21 protein-coding genes, 1 tRNA gene, 1 pseudogene and 1 other annotated feature are annotated in these 17,606 nt (G+C 65.7%); of the genes and pseudogenes, 17 read left to right on the plus strand and 6 right to left on the minus strand.

The window, feature by feature from the left end; translation table 11 throughout:
* The first annotated feature begins 13 nt into the window (after positions 1 to 13).
* From RF701_RS09215 to RF701_RS09255, 9 genes and pseudogenes are all read left to right on the plus strand, one after another.
* The gene (locus tag RF701_RS09215) at positions 14 to 1,369 is read left to right on the plus strand and encodes an FAD/NAD(P)-binding protein (RefSeq protein WP_308814758.1); all 1,356 of its coding nucleotides are present in this window, start codon (positions 14 to 16) and stop codon (positions 1,367 to 1,369) included.
* Positions 1,370 to 1,431: 62 nt separating this feature from the next.
* A complete protein-coding gene (locus tag RF701_RS09220) occupies positions 1,432 to 3,507 on the plus strand; it encodes a response regulator (RefSeq protein WP_308814759.1) in 2,076 nt (691 codons plus the stop codon).
* Between the two features lie 150 nt (positions 3,508 to 3,657).
* Complete coding sequence (gene infA, locus RF701_RS09225) at positions 3,658 to 3,903, plus strand: translation initiation factor IF-1 (protein ID WP_203311308.1); 246 nt, start codon at positions 3,658 to 3,660, stop codon at positions 3,901 to 3,903.
* 38 nt (positions 3,904 to 3,941) lie between these two features.
* Positions 3,942 to 4,544 (plus strand): nucleoside triphosphate pyrophosphatase, encoded by a 603-nt coding sequence (locus tag RF701_RS09230; RefSeq protein WP_210359168.1) that lies wholly within the window; start codon positions 3,942 to 3,944, stop codon positions 4,542 to 4,544.
* Entirely contained in the window at positions 4,537 to 5,490 is a 954-nt protein-coding gene (locus RF701_RS09235) for a ribonuclease (RefSeq protein WP_308814760.1), read from the plus strand. Before RF701_RS09230 ends, RF701_RS09235 begins: the two co-directional genes overlap by 8 nt.
* Complete coding sequence (locus RF701_RS09240; RefSeq protein ID WP_203311305.1) at positions 5,490 to 5,660, plus strand: DNA gyrase inhibitor YacG; 171 nt, start codon at positions 5,490 to 5,492, stop codon at positions 5,658 to 5,660. Before RF701_RS09235 ends, RF701_RS09240 begins: the two co-directional genes overlap by 1 nt.
* 29 nt (positions 5,661 to 5,689) lie before the next feature.
* A tRNA-Phe gene (locus tag RF701_RS09245) sits at positions 5,690 to 5,765 on the plus strand.
* Between the two features lie 520 nt (positions 5,766 to 6,285).
* A complete protein-coding gene (locus tag RF701_RS09250; protein ID WP_308814761.1) occupies positions 6,286 to 6,441 on the plus strand; it encodes a hypothetical protein in 156 nt (51 codons plus the stop codon).
* Positions 6,442 to 7,519 (plus strand): annotated as a pseudogene (locus RF701_RS09255) (IS3 family transposase).
* Positions 6,570 to 6,686, plus strand: a sequence feature (AL1L pseudoknot). It overlaps the preceding pseudogene by 117 nt.
* A gap of 511 nt (positions 7,520 to 8,030) precedes the next feature.
* On the opposite strand, the gene RF701_RS09260 reads toward RF701_RS09255, so the two are convergent.
* Entirely contained in the window at positions 8,031 to 8,246 is a 216-nt protein-coding gene (locus tag RF701_RS09260) for a hypothetical protein (protein WP_203309745.1), read from the minus strand.
* Positions 8,243 to 8,461: a hypothetical protein gene (locus RF701_RS09265; RefSeq protein WP_203309744.1), complete on the minus strand. Its 219-nt coding sequence runs from the start codon at positions 8,459 to 8,461 to the stop codon at positions 8,243 to 8,245. The genes RF701_RS09260 and RF701_RS09265 overlap by 4 nt, the downstream gene beginning before the upstream one ends.
* Before the next feature lie 149 nt (positions 8,462 to 8,610).
* Here RF701_RS09265 and RF701_RS09270 point away from each other — a divergent pair, with 149 nt between their 5' ends.
* From RF701_RS09270 to RF701_RS09280, 4 genes are all read left to right on the plus strand, one after another.
* Positions 8,611 to 8,823 carry a hypothetical protein gene (locus tag RF701_RS09270; RefSeq protein WP_210359166.1) on the plus strand — a complete coding sequence of 71 codons (213 nt, stop codon included), beginning with the start codon at positions 8,611 to 8,613 and terminating at the stop codon, positions 8,821 to 8,823.
* A 295-nt stretch (positions 8,824 to 9,118) separates the two neighbouring features.
* Entirely contained in the window at positions 9,119 to 9,358 is a 240-nt protein-coding gene (locus RF701_RS17650; protein ID WP_374758649.1) for a hypothetical protein, read from the plus strand.
* Positions 9,359 to 10,279: 921 nt separating this feature from the next.
* Complete coding sequence (locus RF701_RS09275) at positions 10,280 to 10,543, plus strand: hypothetical protein (protein WP_210359165.1); 264 nt, start codon at positions 10,280 to 10,282, stop codon at positions 10,541 to 10,543.
* Positions 10,543 to 10,872, plus strand: a complete 330-nt coding sequence (locus tag RF701_RS09280) for a hypothetical protein (RefSeq protein WP_308814762.1) — start codon at positions 10,543 to 10,545, stop codon at positions 10,870 to 10,872. The genes RF701_RS09275 and RF701_RS09280 overlap by 1 nt, the downstream gene beginning before the upstream one ends.
* 154 nt (positions 10,873 to 11,026) lie before the next feature.
* On the opposite strand, the gene RF701_RS09285 is transcribed toward RF701_RS09280, so the two are convergent.
* Positions 11,027 to 11,881, minus strand: coding sequence for a transglutaminase family protein (locus RF701_RS09285; RefSeq protein WP_308814763.1), 855 nt, complete (start codon positions 11,879 to 11,881; stop codon positions 11,027 to 11,029).
* 217 nt (positions 11,882 to 12,098) lie between these two features.
* On the opposite strand from RF701_RS09285, the gene RF701_RS09290 reads away from it, so the two are divergent.
* From RF701_RS09290 to RF701_RS09305, 4 genes are all read left to right on the plus strand, one after another.
* Positions 12,099 to 12,305, plus strand: coding sequence for a cold-shock protein (locus RF701_RS09290; protein WP_203311588.1), 207 nt, complete (start codon positions 12,099 to 12,101; stop codon positions 12,303 to 12,305).
* Positions 12,306 to 12,368: 63 nt separating this feature from the next.
* Positions 12,369 to 12,605, plus strand: coding sequence for a hypothetical protein (locus tag RF701_RS09295; RefSeq protein ID WP_210359163.1), 237 nt, complete (start codon positions 12,369 to 12,371; stop codon positions 12,603 to 12,605).
* Between the two features lie 2 nt (positions 12,606 to 12,607).
* On the plus strand, positions 12,608 to 13,366 hold the full coding sequence (locus tag RF701_RS09300) for a spermidine synthase (RefSeq protein ID WP_210359162.1): 759 nt from the start codon (positions 12,608 to 12,610) through the stop codon (positions 13,364 to 13,366).
* On the plus strand, positions 13,363 to 13,767 hold the full coding sequence (locus RF701_RS09305; RefSeq protein ID WP_308814764.1) for a hypothetical protein: 405 nt from the start codon (positions 13,363 to 13,365) through the stop codon (positions 13,765 to 13,767). Before RF701_RS09300 ends, RF701_RS09305 begins: the two co-directional genes overlap by 4 nt.
* 793 nt (positions 13,768 to 14,560) lie before the next feature.
* On the opposite strand, the gene RF701_RS09310 is transcribed toward RF701_RS09305, so the two are convergent.
* From RF701_RS09310 to RF701_RS09320, 3 genes are read right to left on the minus strand one after another with little or no spacing between them, the layout of a single operon-like run.
* Positions 14,561 to 15,904 carry a HAMP domain-containing sensor histidine kinase gene (locus RF701_RS09310; RefSeq protein WP_308814765.1) on the minus strand — a complete coding sequence of 448 codons (1,344 nt, stop codon included), beginning with the start codon at positions 15,902 to 15,904 and terminating at the stop codon, positions 14,561 to 14,563.
* Entirely contained in the window at positions 15,897 to 16,574 is a 678-nt protein-coding gene (locus RF701_RS09315) for a response regulator transcription factor (protein ID WP_210359159.1), read from the minus strand. The genes RF701_RS09310 and RF701_RS09315 overlap by 8 nt, the downstream gene beginning before the upstream one ends.
* A gap of 17 nt (positions 16,575 to 16,591) precedes the next feature.
* On the minus strand, positions 16,592 to 17,581 hold the full coding sequence (locus tag RF701_RS09320) for a hypothetical protein (protein WP_308814766.1): 990 nt from the start codon (positions 17,579 to 17,581) through the stop codon (positions 16,592 to 16,594).
* Positions 17,582 to 17,606 lie beyond the last annotated feature (25 nt).

Consider the following 17,606-nt stretch of genomic DNA (forward strand, 5'->3'; position numbering starts at 1 on the left):
TAGACGCGCCGGCATGATCCGCCATGTCGCAATCGTCGGTGCGGGCTTCTCGGGCACGCTGCAGGCAATCAACCTGCTACGCCACGACGGGCCTCGCGCCACCCTGGTCGAGCGGGCGCCGGTGCCCGGCCTCGGCATCGCCTATGGCGCCGCGCATCCGAGCCATGTGCTCAACGTGCGGGCAGGGAACATGAGCGCCTTTCCGGACGAGCCGGATCATTTCGTGCGGTGGCTGGCGGCGAAGGGTATCGCGGACGCGGCGGGCACGTTCGTACCGCGCGTCACCTATGGCGCCTATCTGCGAGACCTGCTCGATGCCGCGCGGCAAAGCGCCGGCTCGCGGCTAACCGTAATAGGCGGCGCAGTGAGCGACGTAGTCGCGGACGGCAGCGGCGCGTGCCTCTGCCTGGACGACGGGCGGCGCATCGCCGCGGATGCGGCGGTATTGGCGGTCGGCAATCTGCCGCCGCACGATCCGCCCGGTCTCGATCCAAACGCCCTGTCCGTCGCGCTCTATCGCAACGATCCCTGGGCAGCCGATGTCGCGGAAGGGCTTGGCGAGGACGATACCGTCCTAATCATCGGCACCGGCCTGACGATGATCGACGTCACACTGATGCTGGAGGCGCGCGGTTTCCGCGGGCGTATCGTCGCGCTGTCGCGCCGTGGGCTGGTGCCACGCGAGCATGCCGCGCCCGCCCCCAACCCGGACCGGCTGCGCGAGCGTCCCGCGACGGTGGCTTCCAGTCTCGTCGCTTCGGTGCGGGCCAAGGGCCACGCGGTCGGATGGCGCCAAGCGGTCGACGAACTGCGCCCGTTCACGCAGGGCATGTGGGCCAATGCGAGCGACGCGGAGCGCGCGCGCTTCCTGCGCCATCTACGCCCCTGGTGGGACGTGCATCGCCACCGGCTGGCACCAGCTGTCCATGCGCGTCTGCGGGCGATGCAGGATGAAGGACGCCTGATCGTGGCCGCGGGCAAGACGCTCGATTTCGTCGAGGATGCAGGCGGCGTCGCGGTGCGCTGGCGCCCCCGGGGGGCGGACATGTCGGAGACGCTCGTCGTCCAGCGCATCGTCAACTGCACCGGCCCGCAAGGCGACCTGTCGCGCACCACTGAACCGTTGCTGCGCCGGCTGGCGGATCGCGGCACGATCCGTGCGGATACAGCGCATCTCGGCATCGACGTCGACGAGGCGGCGCGCACGATCGCGCGGGACGGACGTGCCAACGACTGGCTCTACGCCCTCGGGCCGATGACCCGTGGCGCATTCTGGGAAATCGTCGCGGTGCCCGACATCCGGACGCAGACGTGGAGCGTCGCGCGCAAACTGTCCAATGCGCACTGGGTCGGCGGCGAGGGACTGTAAAGGCGCCATCGATTTCGTTTACCGTCTTATGTCGCGCCGGTGCTGCGGATAAGAGACCTGCGATGATCGACGCCACGCCCGAACCTGTTCTGCCGCCGGAACTCGGCTTTCTCCAAGGCGGCGGACGGGCGACGCGTTTGATTTTGGCGCGGGATTGGGCGGACCATCCCCTTGGCGGGCCATCCGGCTGGCCGATCGATCTCAAGACCGCGCTCGGCCTTGTTCTCAACTCGCCCGAATCGATGATCCTGTGCTGGGGCGAGCAGGACCTGCACTTCTTTTACAATGAAACCTACTGCCCCCTGCTCGGCCCCCGCGTAGATTGGGCGATGGGTGCTCCCTTCAAAGAGGTCTGGGCCGACGCGTGGGAACAGGCGAAGCCGATCATCGACGACGCTTTCGCGGGCCGGAGCATGCGGTTCAATGACCTGCCATGGAAGCTCGATACCGATCGCGGCGCGGCGGACACATGGTGGTCCTTCTCCTATTCCCGCATTCTCGACAAATGCGGCGGGATTGCCGGCCTGTTCATCTTCACCAACGAGACGACTGCGCGCGTGCTCGCGGATCGCGCCTTGGCGGCAAGCCAGGCGGCGCTGACCGCGCTTAACGAGACGCTCGAGCGACAGGTCGAGGAGCGCACCGCCGAGCGCGACCGCATGTGGAACACGTCGCCGGACCTGATGGTCGCGCTGTCCCCGGAGGGCATCTATCGGCGTATCAATCCGGCATGGCAGACGGTGCTGGGGTACGATCCCGCCGATGTGATCGGCGCCTATGCCACCGATTTCACGCACCCGGACGACCTTGCGGCGACCCAGGCGGCATTCGAGACCGCACAGGCGGGGACGCTGCCGAACTTCGAGAACCGCTTCCGCCACAAGGACGGCAGCTATCGGTGGATCCAGTGGGTCGCGGCGCCGGGTCCCGACGAAGTGTTTGCCATCGGCCGCCATGTCACCGACGCCAAGACGGCGGAGGCGCGGCTGCGCGAAACCGAAGCGCAACTGCGCCAGGCGCAGAAGATGGAAGCGGTGGGCCAATTGACTGGTGGCATTGCCCACGATTTCAACAATATGCTTACCGGCGTCATCGGCAGTCTCGACCTGCTCGGGCGGCGACTGGGCATGCAGTCCGATCCACGGGTCACGCGCTACATCGAAGCGGCGACGACCTCGGCGCAGCGCGCGGCCGGCCTGACGCAGCGGCTGCTGGCCTTTTCCCGCCGCCAGCCGCTCGATGTCCGGGCGACCGACGTCAATATGCTGGCCACCGGGCTGGAAGACCTGCTCGCGCGCACCATCGGCGAGAATGTCGCGCTCGAACTGGCGCTCTCCGACGCGACGTGGCCGGCGCTGACCGATCACAACCAATTGGAAAGCGCGCTGCTCAACCTCGCGATCAACGCGCGCGACGCGATGCCGGCGGGCGGGCGCCTGACGCTGGAGACCGGTAATCACGTCGTCGCTCCCGGCAGCGGCGCCGACATCGAACCCGGCGACTATGTCCGCGTCGCCATGACCGACACCGGCACCGGCATGCTCCCAGACGTTGTCGCGCGCGCCTTCGACCCCTTTTTCACCACCAAGCCGATCGGCGTCGGCACCGGCCTCGGCCTGTCGATGATCTACGGATTCGTCCGCCAGACTGGTGGGCATGTCCATATCGAGACGCAGCCGGATCGCGGAACGACCGTCGCCCTGCTGTTGCCGCGGGCAGAGGCGTCGGTCGTGCCGATGACGACGGCCGCGGCATCGCCGCGCCGCGCCGCGCGCGCGGGCGAAACCGTGCTGCTCGTCGAGGATGATCCGGCGGTACGGATGCTGGTAACGGACCTGCTCGGCGACCTCGGCTATGCGGTGTGCCCGGCGGCCGACGGCAGCGAGGCGCTTGCGCGGCTCGAGGCACTGGGGCGTGTCGACCTGCTGATCACCGATATCGGCCTGCCGGGGATCAACGGGCGTGACCTCGCGGACTTGGTGCGGGCACGCCGACCGGGACTCAAGGTGCTGTTCGTCAGCGGCTATGCCGAACAGGCGATGGTGCTGGGCGACTTCCTCGCGGAGGGTATGGCGCTCATCTCGAAGCCGTTCGACGTCGACGTGCTGTGTCATCGCATCCGTGCGATGCTCGACTGACGCTTGCGACGGGGGGCACCGCTCCCCACATCCGTTGTCGCAGCACGCAAAGCGTCGAACCGAAGCGCGGCGGCGGCGGATCGCCCGTGCCTTCCCTTTTTGTGCCCTTCGCGCTAAGGGCGCACCGCACGATTTTCGACAGAGGTTTATTTGGCCAAGGAAGAACTGCTTGAGATGCGCGGCCGCGTGGTGGAATTGCTCCCTAACGCGATGTTCCGTGTCCAGCTTGAAAATGACCATGAGATCCTGGGTCACACCGCCGGCAAGATGCGCAAGAACCGCATCCGGGTGCTGGTCGGCGACGAGGTGCTGGTCGAACTGACGCCTTACGACCTGACCAAGGGTCGTATCACCTATCGCTTCATGCCCGGCCGCGGTGGCCCCGGGCCGGCCTGATCGACGATCATGCCGGCGCAAGCTCGCGGGCGCCGCTCGTGAGCGCGCCGCATCCCGCCCCGGCGTCGCAGCCGACGCTGGTCCTCGCCTCTTCGTCGCCGCGGCGTCGCGATCTGCTCGCGCGGATCGGGGCGGTGCCCGCGCGGATCGCCGCGCCTGCGATCGACGAGAGCCCTCGTCCGCGCGAACTCCCGCGCGCCTATGCGCTGCGCCTTGCGGTCGAGAAGGCCGAGGCCGTCGAGCGGGCGGCCGGCGAGGTGGTGATCGCCGGCGACACGACGATCGCGCTGGGCCGCCGTATCCTGCCCCCCGCGGAGGACGAGGCCGTGCAACGTACCTTGCTCTCGCTCCTGTCCGGTCGCCGCCATCATGCCTTGTCCGCAGTCTGCGCGATCGACGCGAAGGGTGCGGTACGCACGCGCCTCGCCGACACGATCGTCGCGTTCAAGCCGCTCTCGCCGGCCGAAATCGATGACTATGTCGCAAGCGGCGAGGGTCTGGGAAAGGCCGGAGGCTATGCGATCCAGGGCCGTGCGGAGGCGTTCGTGCGCTTCCTGCAGGGCAGCCATTCGGGTGTGATCGGCCTTCCCCTGTTCGAGACGCGGGCGCTGTTGATCGCATCCGGCATCGCGCTTGGCTGAGTCCGGCGCCGTCTGGCTCTACGAAGCGGGGATCGGCGAGGACCGCGCCGCTCTTGTCGTGGACGGCTGGATCGTCGAGGCGCGGATCGCGCTGCCCGATGCGTTGCGACTGGGTACGGTCGCACAGGCACGGCTGGTCGAGACGCTGCCCGGTCAGGCGGGGCGTCTCGACATTGCGGGGCGGGATGTGATGATCGCACGCGTCCCTGGCGGCGTCACGCAGGGCGCACGGCTGATGGTGGAGATCGTGCGAGAGGCGATACCCGAGGCCGGGCGACCCAAGCCGGCCCGGGCTGTGGCGACGGACAAGATGCCGGCGGACGGCCCCGATCTGTTCACCCGTCTTGGAGCAGGCGGCGTCCCCGTCCGCGCGATCGCCGCACACGCGCCCGATGACTTGGAAGCGGCGGGCTGGTCCGAGCTGCTGGAGGAGGCGGCCAGTGGCGAGATCGCCTTCCCACTCGGTAATTTGCGACTGTCTCCGACGCCGGCGATGACGCTGTTCGACGTCGACGGACCACCGCCGCTCGCTCCCCTGGCACTGGCGGCGGCCACTGCGGTGGCGCAAGCCGTCCGTCGCCATGGCATCGGCGGCTCGATCGGCATCGACTTCCCCACCCTGCCCGACAAGGCCACGCGCCAGGCAGTGGCCGAGGCGATTGACGCGGCCTTGCCGCAGCCATTCGAACGAACCGCGGTCAACGGCTTCGGCTTCCTGCAGATCGTCCGGCCGCGCCCGCGTGCCTCGCTGCCCGAGCTGCTGCGCGCCGATCCGGTCGGCGCCGCGGCACGTGCGACGCTGCGCAGGCTCGAGCGCGAGCCACCCGGCGCGCCACGCCGCCACCGGCTGCCGCCCGCCGTATATGACCGGCTGATGGCGGAACACGCATGGATGGCGGCGCTTTCCCGCCGAACCGGTCTCATCCCCCAATTGGAGCGCGCCTGATGCCCGCCACCTGTCCGATCTGCGACAAGCCGGCCGACCCGGCCCACGCCCCCTTCTGCTCGCGCGGGCACAAGGATCGCGACCTCCTGCAATGGCTCAGCGAAGGTTATCGCATCCCCGTGGCGGAGAATCACGAAGACGGGCTGGACAGCGGCGAATCCGCCCACTAAAGGCCGCGCTTCCGAACGCGGTTCGGCAAGCCTAGGTAGCTCAGTTGGTAGAGCATGCGACTGAAAATCGCAGTGTCGGCGGTTCGATCCCGTCCCTAGGCACCATCACCTTTCAGCTGAGCAAACCCTCTGGGGGACGAAAATGCCGCGCTAAGGGGCTAATAAGATCCACTTAACCGCCGCGAAGTCCGGCTTTCGTTCACAATCAAGCTCAGGTCAGGTCTCGCTGGCACTCGACCGTCAAGACTTAAATTTTCCGATGGCCAGACACATCGCGCACCTAGATCAAATATAATGCTGGAAACGGCAAGTGCGCTTGCTTGCCGACTGACTTTGTAAAAGCGGGAGCGACTACAACCACGAAATGGCTGATCAGCTCGGGCTTCCGACCCGGCTAGGGTCATGTGCGGGACCAGCCTGGTGGCTGCGGCGATGAGAACGTCATGCCGCGGCCAACTATCTCCCGTCGGAGCTTTATGTCGTTAAACATTAAGGTCATGATCCGCGAAGCTCTTAATTAGAGCCTGAGCCAGTCGGTCTCCGAACCTTCTTTTGTGTATCGGAACCGGTGGTTTTGAACCGCGCCGGGTTTGTCGGAGGCCCCAGCTCCTGAGAGGAAGGGGCTATGACGAGCAAGACGACGAACAAGTTTTCACCTGAGGTACGCGCCCGCGCGGTGCGGATGGTGCTGGAGCGCGAGAAGGAGCATACGTCGCGCTGGCCCGCGGCGGTGTCGATCGCGGCGAGGATCGGGTGCGCGAGCCAGGCGCTGCACGAGTGAGTGAAGAAGGCCGAGGTCGGCAGCGAGATGCGCGCCGGCGTGCAGAGTGATGTCGTCGACCGGATGAAGGCGCTGGAGCGGGAGAACCGCGAACCGCGCCAGGCCAACGAGATCCTACGCAAGGCTTCGGCGTATTTTGCGATGGCGGAGCTGGACCGTCCACTGAAGCGGTGATCGCCTTCATCGATGTGCATCGCGCGGTTTGCGGGGTCGAGCCGATCAGTAGGGTCCCGCCGATCGCCCCGTCGTCCTATTACGCGCACGTCGCCCAGAAGATTGAGCCGACCAGACGGTCGGCTCGGGCTCGGCGTGACGATGCGCTTCGCCTGGAGGTGCGCCGCGTGTTCGAGAAGAACTTCCGCGTCTAAGGCGTGCGCAAGGTCTGGCGGCAGCTGCGGCGCGAAGGGTTCGACGTCGCCCGCTGCATCGTCACCCGCCTGATGCGGCTGATGGGCCTGGCTGGCGTGATCCGCGGCAAGCCGGTGCGCACCACCGTCAGCGACAAGGCAGCACCATGCCCGCTCGACCGGGTCAACCGGCAGTTCCGTGCGCCGGCGCCGAACATGCTGCGGGTATCGGACTTCACCTATGTCGCGACGTGGGCGGGGTTCGTCTACGTCGTTTTCGTCATCGACACCTACGCTCGCCGGATCGTCGGCTGGCGAGCCAGTCGGAGCGCGCATGCCGGCTTCGTCCTGGACGCGCTCGACCAAGCGTTGCACGCGACCGCCAGCCGATGCGGGATGGCGGCCTTGTCCACAACTCCAACCGTGGCAGCCAGTACGTGTCGATCAAGTACACCGAACGCCTCGCCGAGGCCGGTATCGAGCCGTCGGTCGGTAGCGACGGGGACAGCTGCGACAACGCTTTGGCCGAGACGATCAACGGCCTTTACAAGGCGGAGGTGATCCACAAGCGTTGACCTTGGCGCAGCTTCGAGGCGGTCGAGTACGACACGCTCGAACGGGTCGACTGGTTCAACCATCGCCGGCTGCTCGAACCCCTCGATAATATCCCGCCTGCCGAAGCCGAAGAGCAGATCTATGCTGCCGCCAACATGACCGATATGGCGGCGTGACTCGCATCCAATGACCTTCGACAAACCCGGCGCGATTCAGACCAATTATTTCAATGCGGCGGGGCCGGTTTAGCCAGCGAACGGTTGGGTCCCTTTGGGAGAAAGCCGTGGCAGACCATCCATCGCGTGCAGCCTGCCATTGGGGCGGCACCGATCTCGCTGTACTCGGCGACGGGCTGCGTCGGGTCATGTCGATGCCTGAGGGGGGAGCATTTGCCGATCTGTTGGCAAAGCTTGATCAAGTACCCCCCTTGCCGAAAGCGCCCATGCCTTTGAGCGAGCCCGACTAACCAAGCTCGCCAAGAAATGAGAAGGGAGGCTCAGCTATTGCACTGCCGCACCGCGCCGAATTTAAGCTCTCAACGACAGTTGCAGTCGTCGCGCCATGCGGCAGATGTCAGCTTCAGAGCGGTGCAAGGCGTTCATTAGCCCATCGATACCCGCCCCCGTCGACAGAAGATCGCGAAGACCAGTGATGTCGGTCTGGGTCCATCTTGGTGTTGCTCTGGGATCAAGCATTTCGCACCCACTTCGTCCTGATGACCGACCCGTTGATGATGGACTTGGTCATCACGGCGCGCATTTCTTGAGCGGCAGCCGCGTTCATATAGACGACGCGTGTGCCCCCCGACAGGATCGCTTCGATAGCACTGATCGCAGCACCATGTTTCGCCGACAAATTTCGAACGGTCGAGACTTCTAGGTTCACGTTGATTGCCCGGCTCATGCTGCGCCCTTTCTATCGATGCAAATATCATTGTGCGCTTCAGCGCGCTCGGCTTCGGTGCGAGTCGCATCGGTATGGGGAAAGCCGGCCTGCTCGAGAAGGCGTCCGTACGATCGCGCCAGCTCGCGGTGTGCGAACCGCGCCGACACATCGACCGCGATGTCCGCGTTATGGAGGGAAACCTGCTCCCGCCCAAGAATATAGTTAAGGTCCATACCAGCGCCTCCGTCGAGCGGGAGCGCGATGTCTCTCAGCCGTGCAAGGCTCGGTTGAGTGCACGGTTCTACGTAAATGGGACTGATGGCCGCTATTTGCAAGATCGCCGTTTCACTGCGCATTAACCCCGCTGTGTGAAACGTCCGCGATGAAGGACTGCGACGACATCGTTGAAGGCTTGCTTGACGAAGCCAAGGCGCATGTCGCACTCGCGGTTTCAGCCTCCGCCACCTCGGTGGCTGAGATGCATATCGAGCTTGCCACCTTCCACGTCGAGCAGATGCTCTCGACGGAGGTGCTGTGCCCTGACCTCGATGAGACGACAGCCGCTGTGATGCAGAGAGTGCAGCGGCATCAGTGATCCGCCGCCTCCCTAGCGCTCCATCATTTCCGACTTAACCACCATCACGGCTGCCGATAGCCATGACTGGGCGTCAGGCATATCGCCAGCAGCGCGCGCGGTCTGGCAATGATCTACCGCCGTCCTGAGCGGCTCAACCTCTGTGGCGACCAAGTCCGCCGCGCGCTCGATCGCGATGCCAAGCGCGTTTATGCCCATAGCGTGATCATGGCCCTGCCGAGTTAACAAAGCATGTTAGATCGGGAACGATCCCCGTACGCTAAGCTCTACTCTCCTCCAACAGAGGGGATTCATCCTGAAGTGCTTTTTTAACCTTGCCACCCTCACCTATGATCCTGATCTTTTGGGCGTGGAGGTAGCTACGATCGAGGAAGCACGAATTAAGGCGGCGCGCTACCTCGGCGAGGTGATCCGCGACAGACCGGGCATGGTGTGGGCCGGCGAAGAGGTTCGGATTGAAGTGACCAACAAGAAGCAAGTGGTACTTTTCACGGTCGCTGCCTTTGGCATGGATGCTTCCTCAACCGCAGCTTAGCGCAAGGCCGGCTCTTGCCCCTACTTATACCGGCGAGGCGCCGTTGCGGAATGCCGCGTCGATAAGATTTGCGGGTGCTGTCGAAACAACCGTACGCGACGGGGCGAAGCGATCTTCCGCCCTGATTGCCTGACCATCGGCAGGCACATAGATTGAATTTCGGAAACAAGCCGAGCGATTTTGCAACAATGATAGCAAAGCCGGTGCGCTTCAAACACTCTCGATAAAGCGTTAGCCGCTCAAGCCAAACCGCCGGTGCGTGATGTTCGACGGCACCTTCGGAAGCTATACCGGCAGGAACGGGCGCGGCCTCTTCGCGCGTGAAGCAAAAGACTTGTTCGCGCCATCAATATCGACCGGCAGCTTCTTATAGTGAACGGCGCCCTGATGGGGTCAGCGTTCGCCGTTGCGAAAGTTCGCGAACGCTGCGAACGAGCTTGAATGCACCGCCTTGCGCTTCCTTTTCGATGACCCGGTACCAGACGTCCGCGTCCGCGTCCCGGTCTGCCGACTCCGACCGTCCGTTCATGTCATCGGTAGAGGATGCCGCGCAGTGCCCGGTGCCATCCGCGAGGCTAGTCTTCTAGAATACGTGCTTGGTGGCTCAGTGGGTGGCAGAACGCGCCCAGGATCATTCGGTCGTCGCGTTTTCCGATATGACATGCTAGAAGGATTCATCGGCAGCATCCCCATTGTGAGCGCTGCCGGCTGAGAGACCATCGTGCTCCCGCTTACGAACGGGAGACCCTGCGTGGACTTGAACTACATCCTTAGTCGTCATCAGCTTTCGCTGGTCGCGGCAGAAAACGCCGTTGGCTCCGAGGCTCGTGCTGCTCACCGGGGCCTTGCCGAAGGCTACGCGTCGCACATCCGCAGGTTTCAACACCAAGCAGGCGCCACTGCCAACTTGGCGCCTCTCACATGAGCTGGCGCGAGAAATGGAGCAGCGGGATCGGCGAACCGTCGGTATCTCGCGCGATCAACCTTGCCATGGACGAGACGGACGTTCGTGCCGGCTGCACCAAGCACGGCGCTGCCATCAGCGCCATCGAGACGCTGCAGTCCGGCGGCACACGGGTCGTGCTGATGAACGGGGCTGCTGCGGAAACGATGCGTATGGCCTTCGGCAAGCGGGTGCTCAGCGGCACGGTCCAGCGGACGCCACTGAAGACCTGGGCACGATAGTGGCACTGGAGCGCGCCGGGACACGCGTGACCTCGGCCTCGATCACCTTTGCTCATGCTTTTAAACTGGGCGGGGATACGCGGGAACTGCCACCGGGCACATACAGGATCGACACGCACGAAGACATGCTCTGCGGAGCATTCGACCCCGTGTTCGTGACGACGTCCATCGATCTGGTCGTGGAGCACAGCGGCGGCACCACGACCCGAACGGTGCCGCCGTCCGACCTGTTGGTCGCGATCGCCATGGACCAGACGCGAAGCGACTTCTTGGAGGGCGGAGGGGAAGGTCTGCCGACCATAGACCGGAAGGAGGGTTCAGCGTCATGATCCCTTATGGTAATCGCTGCAGGACTGTGGCTGCTGCCGATCGTCATGACGCTGATCGGCTATGCTGTCGCTGCGGTGTGTTCGCCCGCACGCATGTGGATGCTGCGGCAGCTGTTCGGCTGAACAGCATGGCAGATGCTCCATGCGGGCGTCCTCAGGCAGGCTGGACCAGCACCGACACCTGCATTTGCGCGAAATCATCTGCGCTGCCCACGTACCCGCCGGTGACCGGCATGACCCGACCGTTGCAGCGACCCACGGCCGTAGGGATCAGGTTGGCAGAACCTACGCGCTGGTGGGTCGGGTCGAACGCGATCCAACCGGCACTGGGCAGGTAGACCTCTGCCCAGGCGTGGGTGCCCCCACTTCCGCCGTTGGTAGTGTCGGGGTCAAACAGGTGCCCGGACACGGCCCGCGCGCCGAAGCCGAGATGTCGTACCGCGTCGATGAACAGCGCGGCGATATCGCGGCAGGAGCCGCTGCCGAGGGAAAGCATTCGGAGCGGAGACTGCGTCCCTTCCTCGTCGCGGGTGCGATAAGCCACTGCTCCTGTGATGCCCGCGTCGATGTCCTTCAGCAGCGACAGCGTGTCGGTGGGGGAGGCAAGGACGAATCCTTTGGCCCAGAGTATCAGCGCGCCGTTCTCATCGTCGTGGATGGGGCACAGCAGCGCGCCGAGATCGGCCGCCTCATCATCCGAGTAGCTGAATGGGTAGGAATGCGCGCCCGGGGCGATCCGGAACACGGGCCACTCCGACGCCAATTGCTCGATCAGGATATCGGCCGCGATCACGAGTTCGCAGGCGGGCTCGGCAAAGAGGGCGGTGGCGACGATGTTACCGAACACGTCCAGCATCCATTCCAGGTCAGCCTCCGGCTCGCATTCGAGCTCGCGCGCGAGTAGCCGCAGATCATGATCGCCGCGCGGCGTCAGAAGCAGCCGGTGGGTTCCGAGCGTCACCGGGCGGCGGTAGCGATCGGTCGTGGTGTGGCGGATGCGAAACCTCATGCCGGACTAAATGCCCCACGCCGCCCAAGGGCAGCGAAGATATCCACCATGCTCGCCCTAGCTTTCCGACGCCGGTCACCTATATCAGTCCGGCTAAACGTCGCCTGCGACGGATATCGGGCCGCCTAGGCTCCCCTTGTCCCTTTCTAGCCTCACGAAGCCGGGATGCGCCGCTGTTGGCGCATGCCCGACCACGCATGGGACAAAGGATACCCATATGATCACCGGCACCGTCAAATTCTTCAACGCCGACAAGGGCTATGGCTTCATTGCGCCCGAGGACGGCAGCACCGACGCCTTCGTGCACATCACCGCCGTCGAGCGCGCCGGCATGCGCACGCTCAACAAGGACGACCGCGTCTCCTACGAGCTGGAGACTGATCGCCGCGGCAAGGCCTCAGCGGTGAACCTGCAGGCAGCCTGAGCAAGGCCGATCGGCGGAGGCCCTCGGGTCTCCGCCAAACCGTCCATTCGCGCAGGAGCCATCATGTCCTTACCACTTTATCGAGACGAGGCCGCTCGTCAGCGGCTGGCCGCCGAGGAAACATCCCTCCAGAACGTGCGCGAGCGATGCGAACGCGCAGCGCAGGCCTGGGATGCACTCGCCGTTCGTAGCGAGCGAGTCGATGCGACGCGCACCAAGGCCGCGGCGGACAAGCTGCTGGGCGACCCGAGCGAGAATCCCGACCGCGGACTTGCCACACCCGTTCGTCGCGACACCTGACGTTGGCGACGCTTGACGCTGCGATCAGCGGAAACCCAGGAGAGCGGGCAGGTCTGCTCGTCGACACGGCCGAGATACCCGGCGGCGGTGAGCTGCGTCTGCTTCGACATGGGCCTCATTATGAGATCATGTTCGGCCACGAGCAGCTGATGGGAAGCTGGTCCTACCGATCGGAGCAGGCGCTCGCGACATTGGCGCTTGAGGGCTTGGGGGAACAACCGCGGGTCCTGATCGGCGGGCTGGGCATGGGATTCACCCTGGCCGCGGCGCGAGCCACACTTCCGATGGGCGCCAGCATCGTCGTCGCCGAGCTTGTGCCCAAGATCGTGTCCTGGGCTCGCGGCCACCTGCGTCATTTGTTCGGCGACTCTCTCGAAGACCCGCGGGTCTCGGTTGAAGTACGGGATGTCCACGACCTGATCGTCGATCAGGCCGGTGGGTTGGACGCGATTCTGCTTGATGTCGACAATGGACCCGACGGGCTCATCTCCCTCGCCAATGAGCGGCTCTATTCCGCTTGGGGCTTGCGTGCTGCGCGTGCGGCGCTTCGACCCGGCGGCGTGCTCGCCATCTGGTCGGCTTACCCGGACCACGGCTTTTCCCATCAGCTGCATGCGTCCGGCTTTGACGTCGAGGAGTTCAGGATCGACACGGATCGAGGCGAGGATAACCCGGATCACACGATCTGGCTCGCCACCGTGGATCGGAAAAGCGATAGATCGAGCGGCACCGATTCTGCCCGGTTTGGGGTTGAGGCATGATGAAACGCGCGCCATCGCCGTTCCTCTGGTTGGACATCTGGATTGAGGGTTGCACCACCAGCCTTCGCATGTTCGAGACGATGGCCGCAGTGCCGGCGGTGTTGAACGCCCGCATGCCGATGATCGGGGCAGCCGCTTTCGACCCGCTCCATGGCAATTGGCCCGAGCTTCACAGAATGGTGGCGGAGAAGACCGAAGCTTTCGTGAAGGCCAGCCTCTCGGTGGCGCGTGACATGCATGCGATCCAATCCGAGATGTTGCAGCCTAACCCCTCCGCGGGGAGCGCTGCCTTATCAAGCGCACGTATCCAGTACCACGCCATCGGGGCTGCCGGGCGGGCACTGGCCCCGGTCCACGCTGCGGTGACTGGAAACGCGAGGCGCTTGCAAGCCGGGCACTGAACAACGGCCGACGCTCAGGCGAGCCACACTTCAGACACATTCCCGGCCGTTCAGTGCGCCCTGCCCGTTTCCCAGCTTCGGACGCTCGTTAATGTGAGCCGGTCGAGGCTCCGCGCAGCCACATCGAAGACTTGGGCAGGGCAAGACGTAGGACATTCCGAATATTCCGCCTTGGCGTATCGAATGTCCGCCGTCGCCAGAACCATAAAGTCGAGCGCAGCGTCATGGTAACCCGGAATTGGTCGCCAAGTGGCTCACGAGAATTGAATTTCTCTTGGAGCTTGTGCTTGAACACGTCTCCCCAAAACGTAGGCGGGTTCCGCGGTCTGGCGCAGTTCGGCTCCAAGCTATCGCGGGCGGCAACAGGTTCGATGCTACGGAATCGATGGTCGGGTCCCGCGGCCTGATATGCAGAGCCCGAGCCGACATAGAGCACGCGGAACGCCGGGCCGATATTCAGCGCCGTCGTCATGGCCGCCTTGATTTACGGTTCGGAAATGGTCGTCCGTGACCGATCTCCTGCGGCAGGTTGGCATAGGCGACTCGCCGGCCGGCGAGAAGGATGTACGGCTCGCGCAGAAGTCGTTCGACGGCGCCGAGCGCACGATCGAGAGCAGGTGTGACTGCGGCGCGTCGCCGAGCCCATATCCTCTCTGCAGCGCGCCGTCATACGGGCGCGTTGTTCGGCAAACGGTCGGTGGGGTCTCGGCAACTGCATGAACGCCGCGGCATCGGTCGGCACAAAGCTATGCCCCCCGGGCAGGCCCACAGCATGAGCAGCACCGATGCCGCATCAGGCACGCGGCAGGCACAGGGTCGCGGCCAGGCCGGGGCCGGCGTCGCCGATCGTCAGCGTGCCGTCGTGCGCACGGGCGATCGCCGCAACGAGGTTGAGGCCAAGGCCGTGTCCGGCAGCGGCCCGCGTCCGGTCGAGCCGCACGAACCGCTCGACAATTCGCTCACGGTCGGGAGCGGGAACGCCAGGACCATCGTCCGCGACGATCACCACGACGCCATCGCCTTCCGCTGCGACATCGACGCGGATGTGCGTTCCGGCCGGGGTGTGCGCTAGTGCATTGTCAAGGAGGTTGATCACCGCCTGGGACAAGAGCTCGGCGCTGCCGGCGACGATCAGCCCGGGCTCGCTGCTGCCGGATAGCGTTCGACCACTATCGCTGACCGCGGGCGCGTAGCTGTCGCAAAGGTCCTCGACCAGCGCGCCTAGGTCGATCTGCACGAATCGCTGGCGGACGTCGCCGGCGTCCACATCGACGATGTGCAGAATGCCGGCGAACAGCGCGAGCAGATCGTCGCACTGCCGGATGGCGCGCGCGATCGCTGCGTCACGCTCCGGTCCGTCGGGTGCGGCGAGCGCGCGCTCCATGCCGCCGCGCAGACGTGCGAGCGGACTGCGCAGATCGTGGGCGACGTCCGCCGAGACCTGGCGCAGGTTCTCGAGCAGCCGCCCGATCCTTTCCAGCATTTGGTTGAGCACGACACCCAGGTGATCGAACTCATCGCCGCGCCCCGATACCGGCACGCGGTGGCGAATGTCGCCGGCCATGATCGCCGCCGCGGTCAGGCTGACCAGCTCGATCCGTCGGCGCAGATAGCCGCCGATCCAGAGCGCCGCGACCGCGCCGATCACCACGACGAGCAGGAAGGCGCCGGCGAACAGGCTGAGGATGACGTTGTCGATCTGCTCCAGCGCCTGCGAGTCGACGCCGACGACGAGCCGGCTGCCGTCGGGCAGCCGGCTAGTCAGCGTCCGCGCCGCATCCGCCCCCTCGACCGGATCGCGAAAGACGACGTCGGCGTAGCCGAGTGGCGGCATCGCCAGGTCGAACGTACCCGCCACCCGCCGTCCGCGCGCATCGAACAGCGCATAGCCGAAGGTGACGACGCCGCTGCGTCCACCACGCGCCCTGATCGTGTCGACGACCTCGACAATGCCCTTGGCACGGTAGTCGCGGACCAGGTCGGCGCTCGCTTCGGCCAGCGCGACGTCCTGCTGTCGGCGAAAGGCAGCGTCGGCGGCGAAATAGACCAAGGTGCCGAGGATCGCGATTGCCAGCGCCAGGGCAGCGGAATGGGTCAGCGCGATGCGATAGGCGGCGCTGCGTCGCCAGTCAGTCATGTACGCGCATCCGATACCCCTCGCCGCGCAGCGTCTCGATCGGGTCGCGATCGAATCCCTCGTTGAGCTTGGCCCGCATGCGACTGAGGTGACTTTCGACGATATTCGTCTGCGGATCGAAGTGGAACCCCCACACCGCCTCCAGCAGCATCTTGCGCGTCACCGCGCGCCCAGCATGACGCATCAATTCCTCGAGAATGCGGAATTCGCGCGGCTGCAGCCGCACCTCACGCGGGCCGCGCCGCACCTCGCGACGCAGAGCGTCCAGCGTCACGTCGCCGACCCTGAGCTGCGTCGGCATCTCCGCAATCGGCGGCCGGCGCAGCAATGCGCTGACCCGCGCCGACAATTCCGGAAAGGCGAACGGCTTGACCAGATAATCGTCCGCCCCCGCATCCAGCCCGGTGACCCGATCGGCGATGCTGCCGCGCGCGGTCAACATGATGACCGGCATGCGGATGCCGGCCGCACGCCAAGCCTCGAGGATGGCGATCCCGTCGGCGGCCGGCAGCATGCGGTCGAGGATCGCCAGGTCGAACGGCTCCGCCAACCCAGCCTCGCGCGCGGCCGCGCCGTCGCCCTGCACCTCGACCACATGGCCAATGGCACGGAGCCCGTCCGCGACCTGGGCGGCGGTGGCGGCGTCGTCCTCTGCCAGCAGGATGCGCATCGCCGCCGCCGCGCCGGTCAGCCGGGGTGGACGGCAAGCACGTGGAAGCTGCCGGGCACCACCCTTGGCTTGCCGCCACCGACTGCCGGCGCCAGTTGCGCCGCGGGCAGCCACACCGTGCCCGTCCGCGGGTCGAGCGCGCCGGTCCTTGCGCTCGGTTCCGTGCGGATCGTCGCCTGATGCGTGACGGTCCGCGCGTCCGCCAGCGACAATATGTCGAGTACGCCGTCCCGGCCCGCCGGAATATAGGCGCGGCCGCGGTCCCGGTCGACGATCACCGCATCGGGTCCTCGCCCGATCGGCACCCGCCCGACCAGCAGGCGCTTGGCCGTATCGACGATCGCCGCGACGCCATTGGCGCAGGCGGCGACCAGCCGGTGATGGACCGCGTCAAGGCCGAGGCCGGTCGGCGCTTCGCACCCCGGCATCGCGATCGGCGCGCCGGCGGTGCCGCGCGTCAGGTCGACGACGTCGAGCTCGTTGCGATCCTCATTGTTGACGAACAGCGTCCGCCCCTCGACTGCGGCATATTCCAGCCCCTTGGCGACCGGAATGGTCCGCACCAGCCGATGCGCGCGGACGTCGATCTCCGCCACCGAGCCGGCGTCAGCATCCATCGACAGCAGGTGCCCTGTGGCGGGGTCGACCACCGCCGCATCCGGCTTTGCGCCGACCGTCAGGCTCGCGACCTGCCGTCCGGATTGCGCGGCGAAGAAGCGGACGCTGTTGTCCGTACCGTTGGTCACCGCGATCTCACCGGTTGGCAGCAGCACCACAGCATGCGCGTGCGCGGCGGGCCCGATCGGCGCGAGCGCCCGCCCGTTCGCGAGGTCGACGACCGACACGGCATCGCCGTGCGCGATATAGAGCCGCCGCGCGGACGCATCGACGCTGGCATAGTCCCAGCCGCCATCCCCGGGGACGGCGACTGACCGGACCGTGTCTCCGGCGACGACAGGCGCGGCAAGCGCCAGCAAGATGAGCGAGAGGGGGCGGATCGACGGCATATGACGAGTCTCCTTTGCCTCTCTT

It is taken from the genome of Sphingomonas sp. GV3 (assembly GCF_031082075.1).
Taxonomy (GTDB): Bacteria; Pseudomonadota; Alphaproteobacteria; order Sphingomonadales; family Sphingomonadaceae; genus Sphingomonas; species Sphingomonas beigongshangi.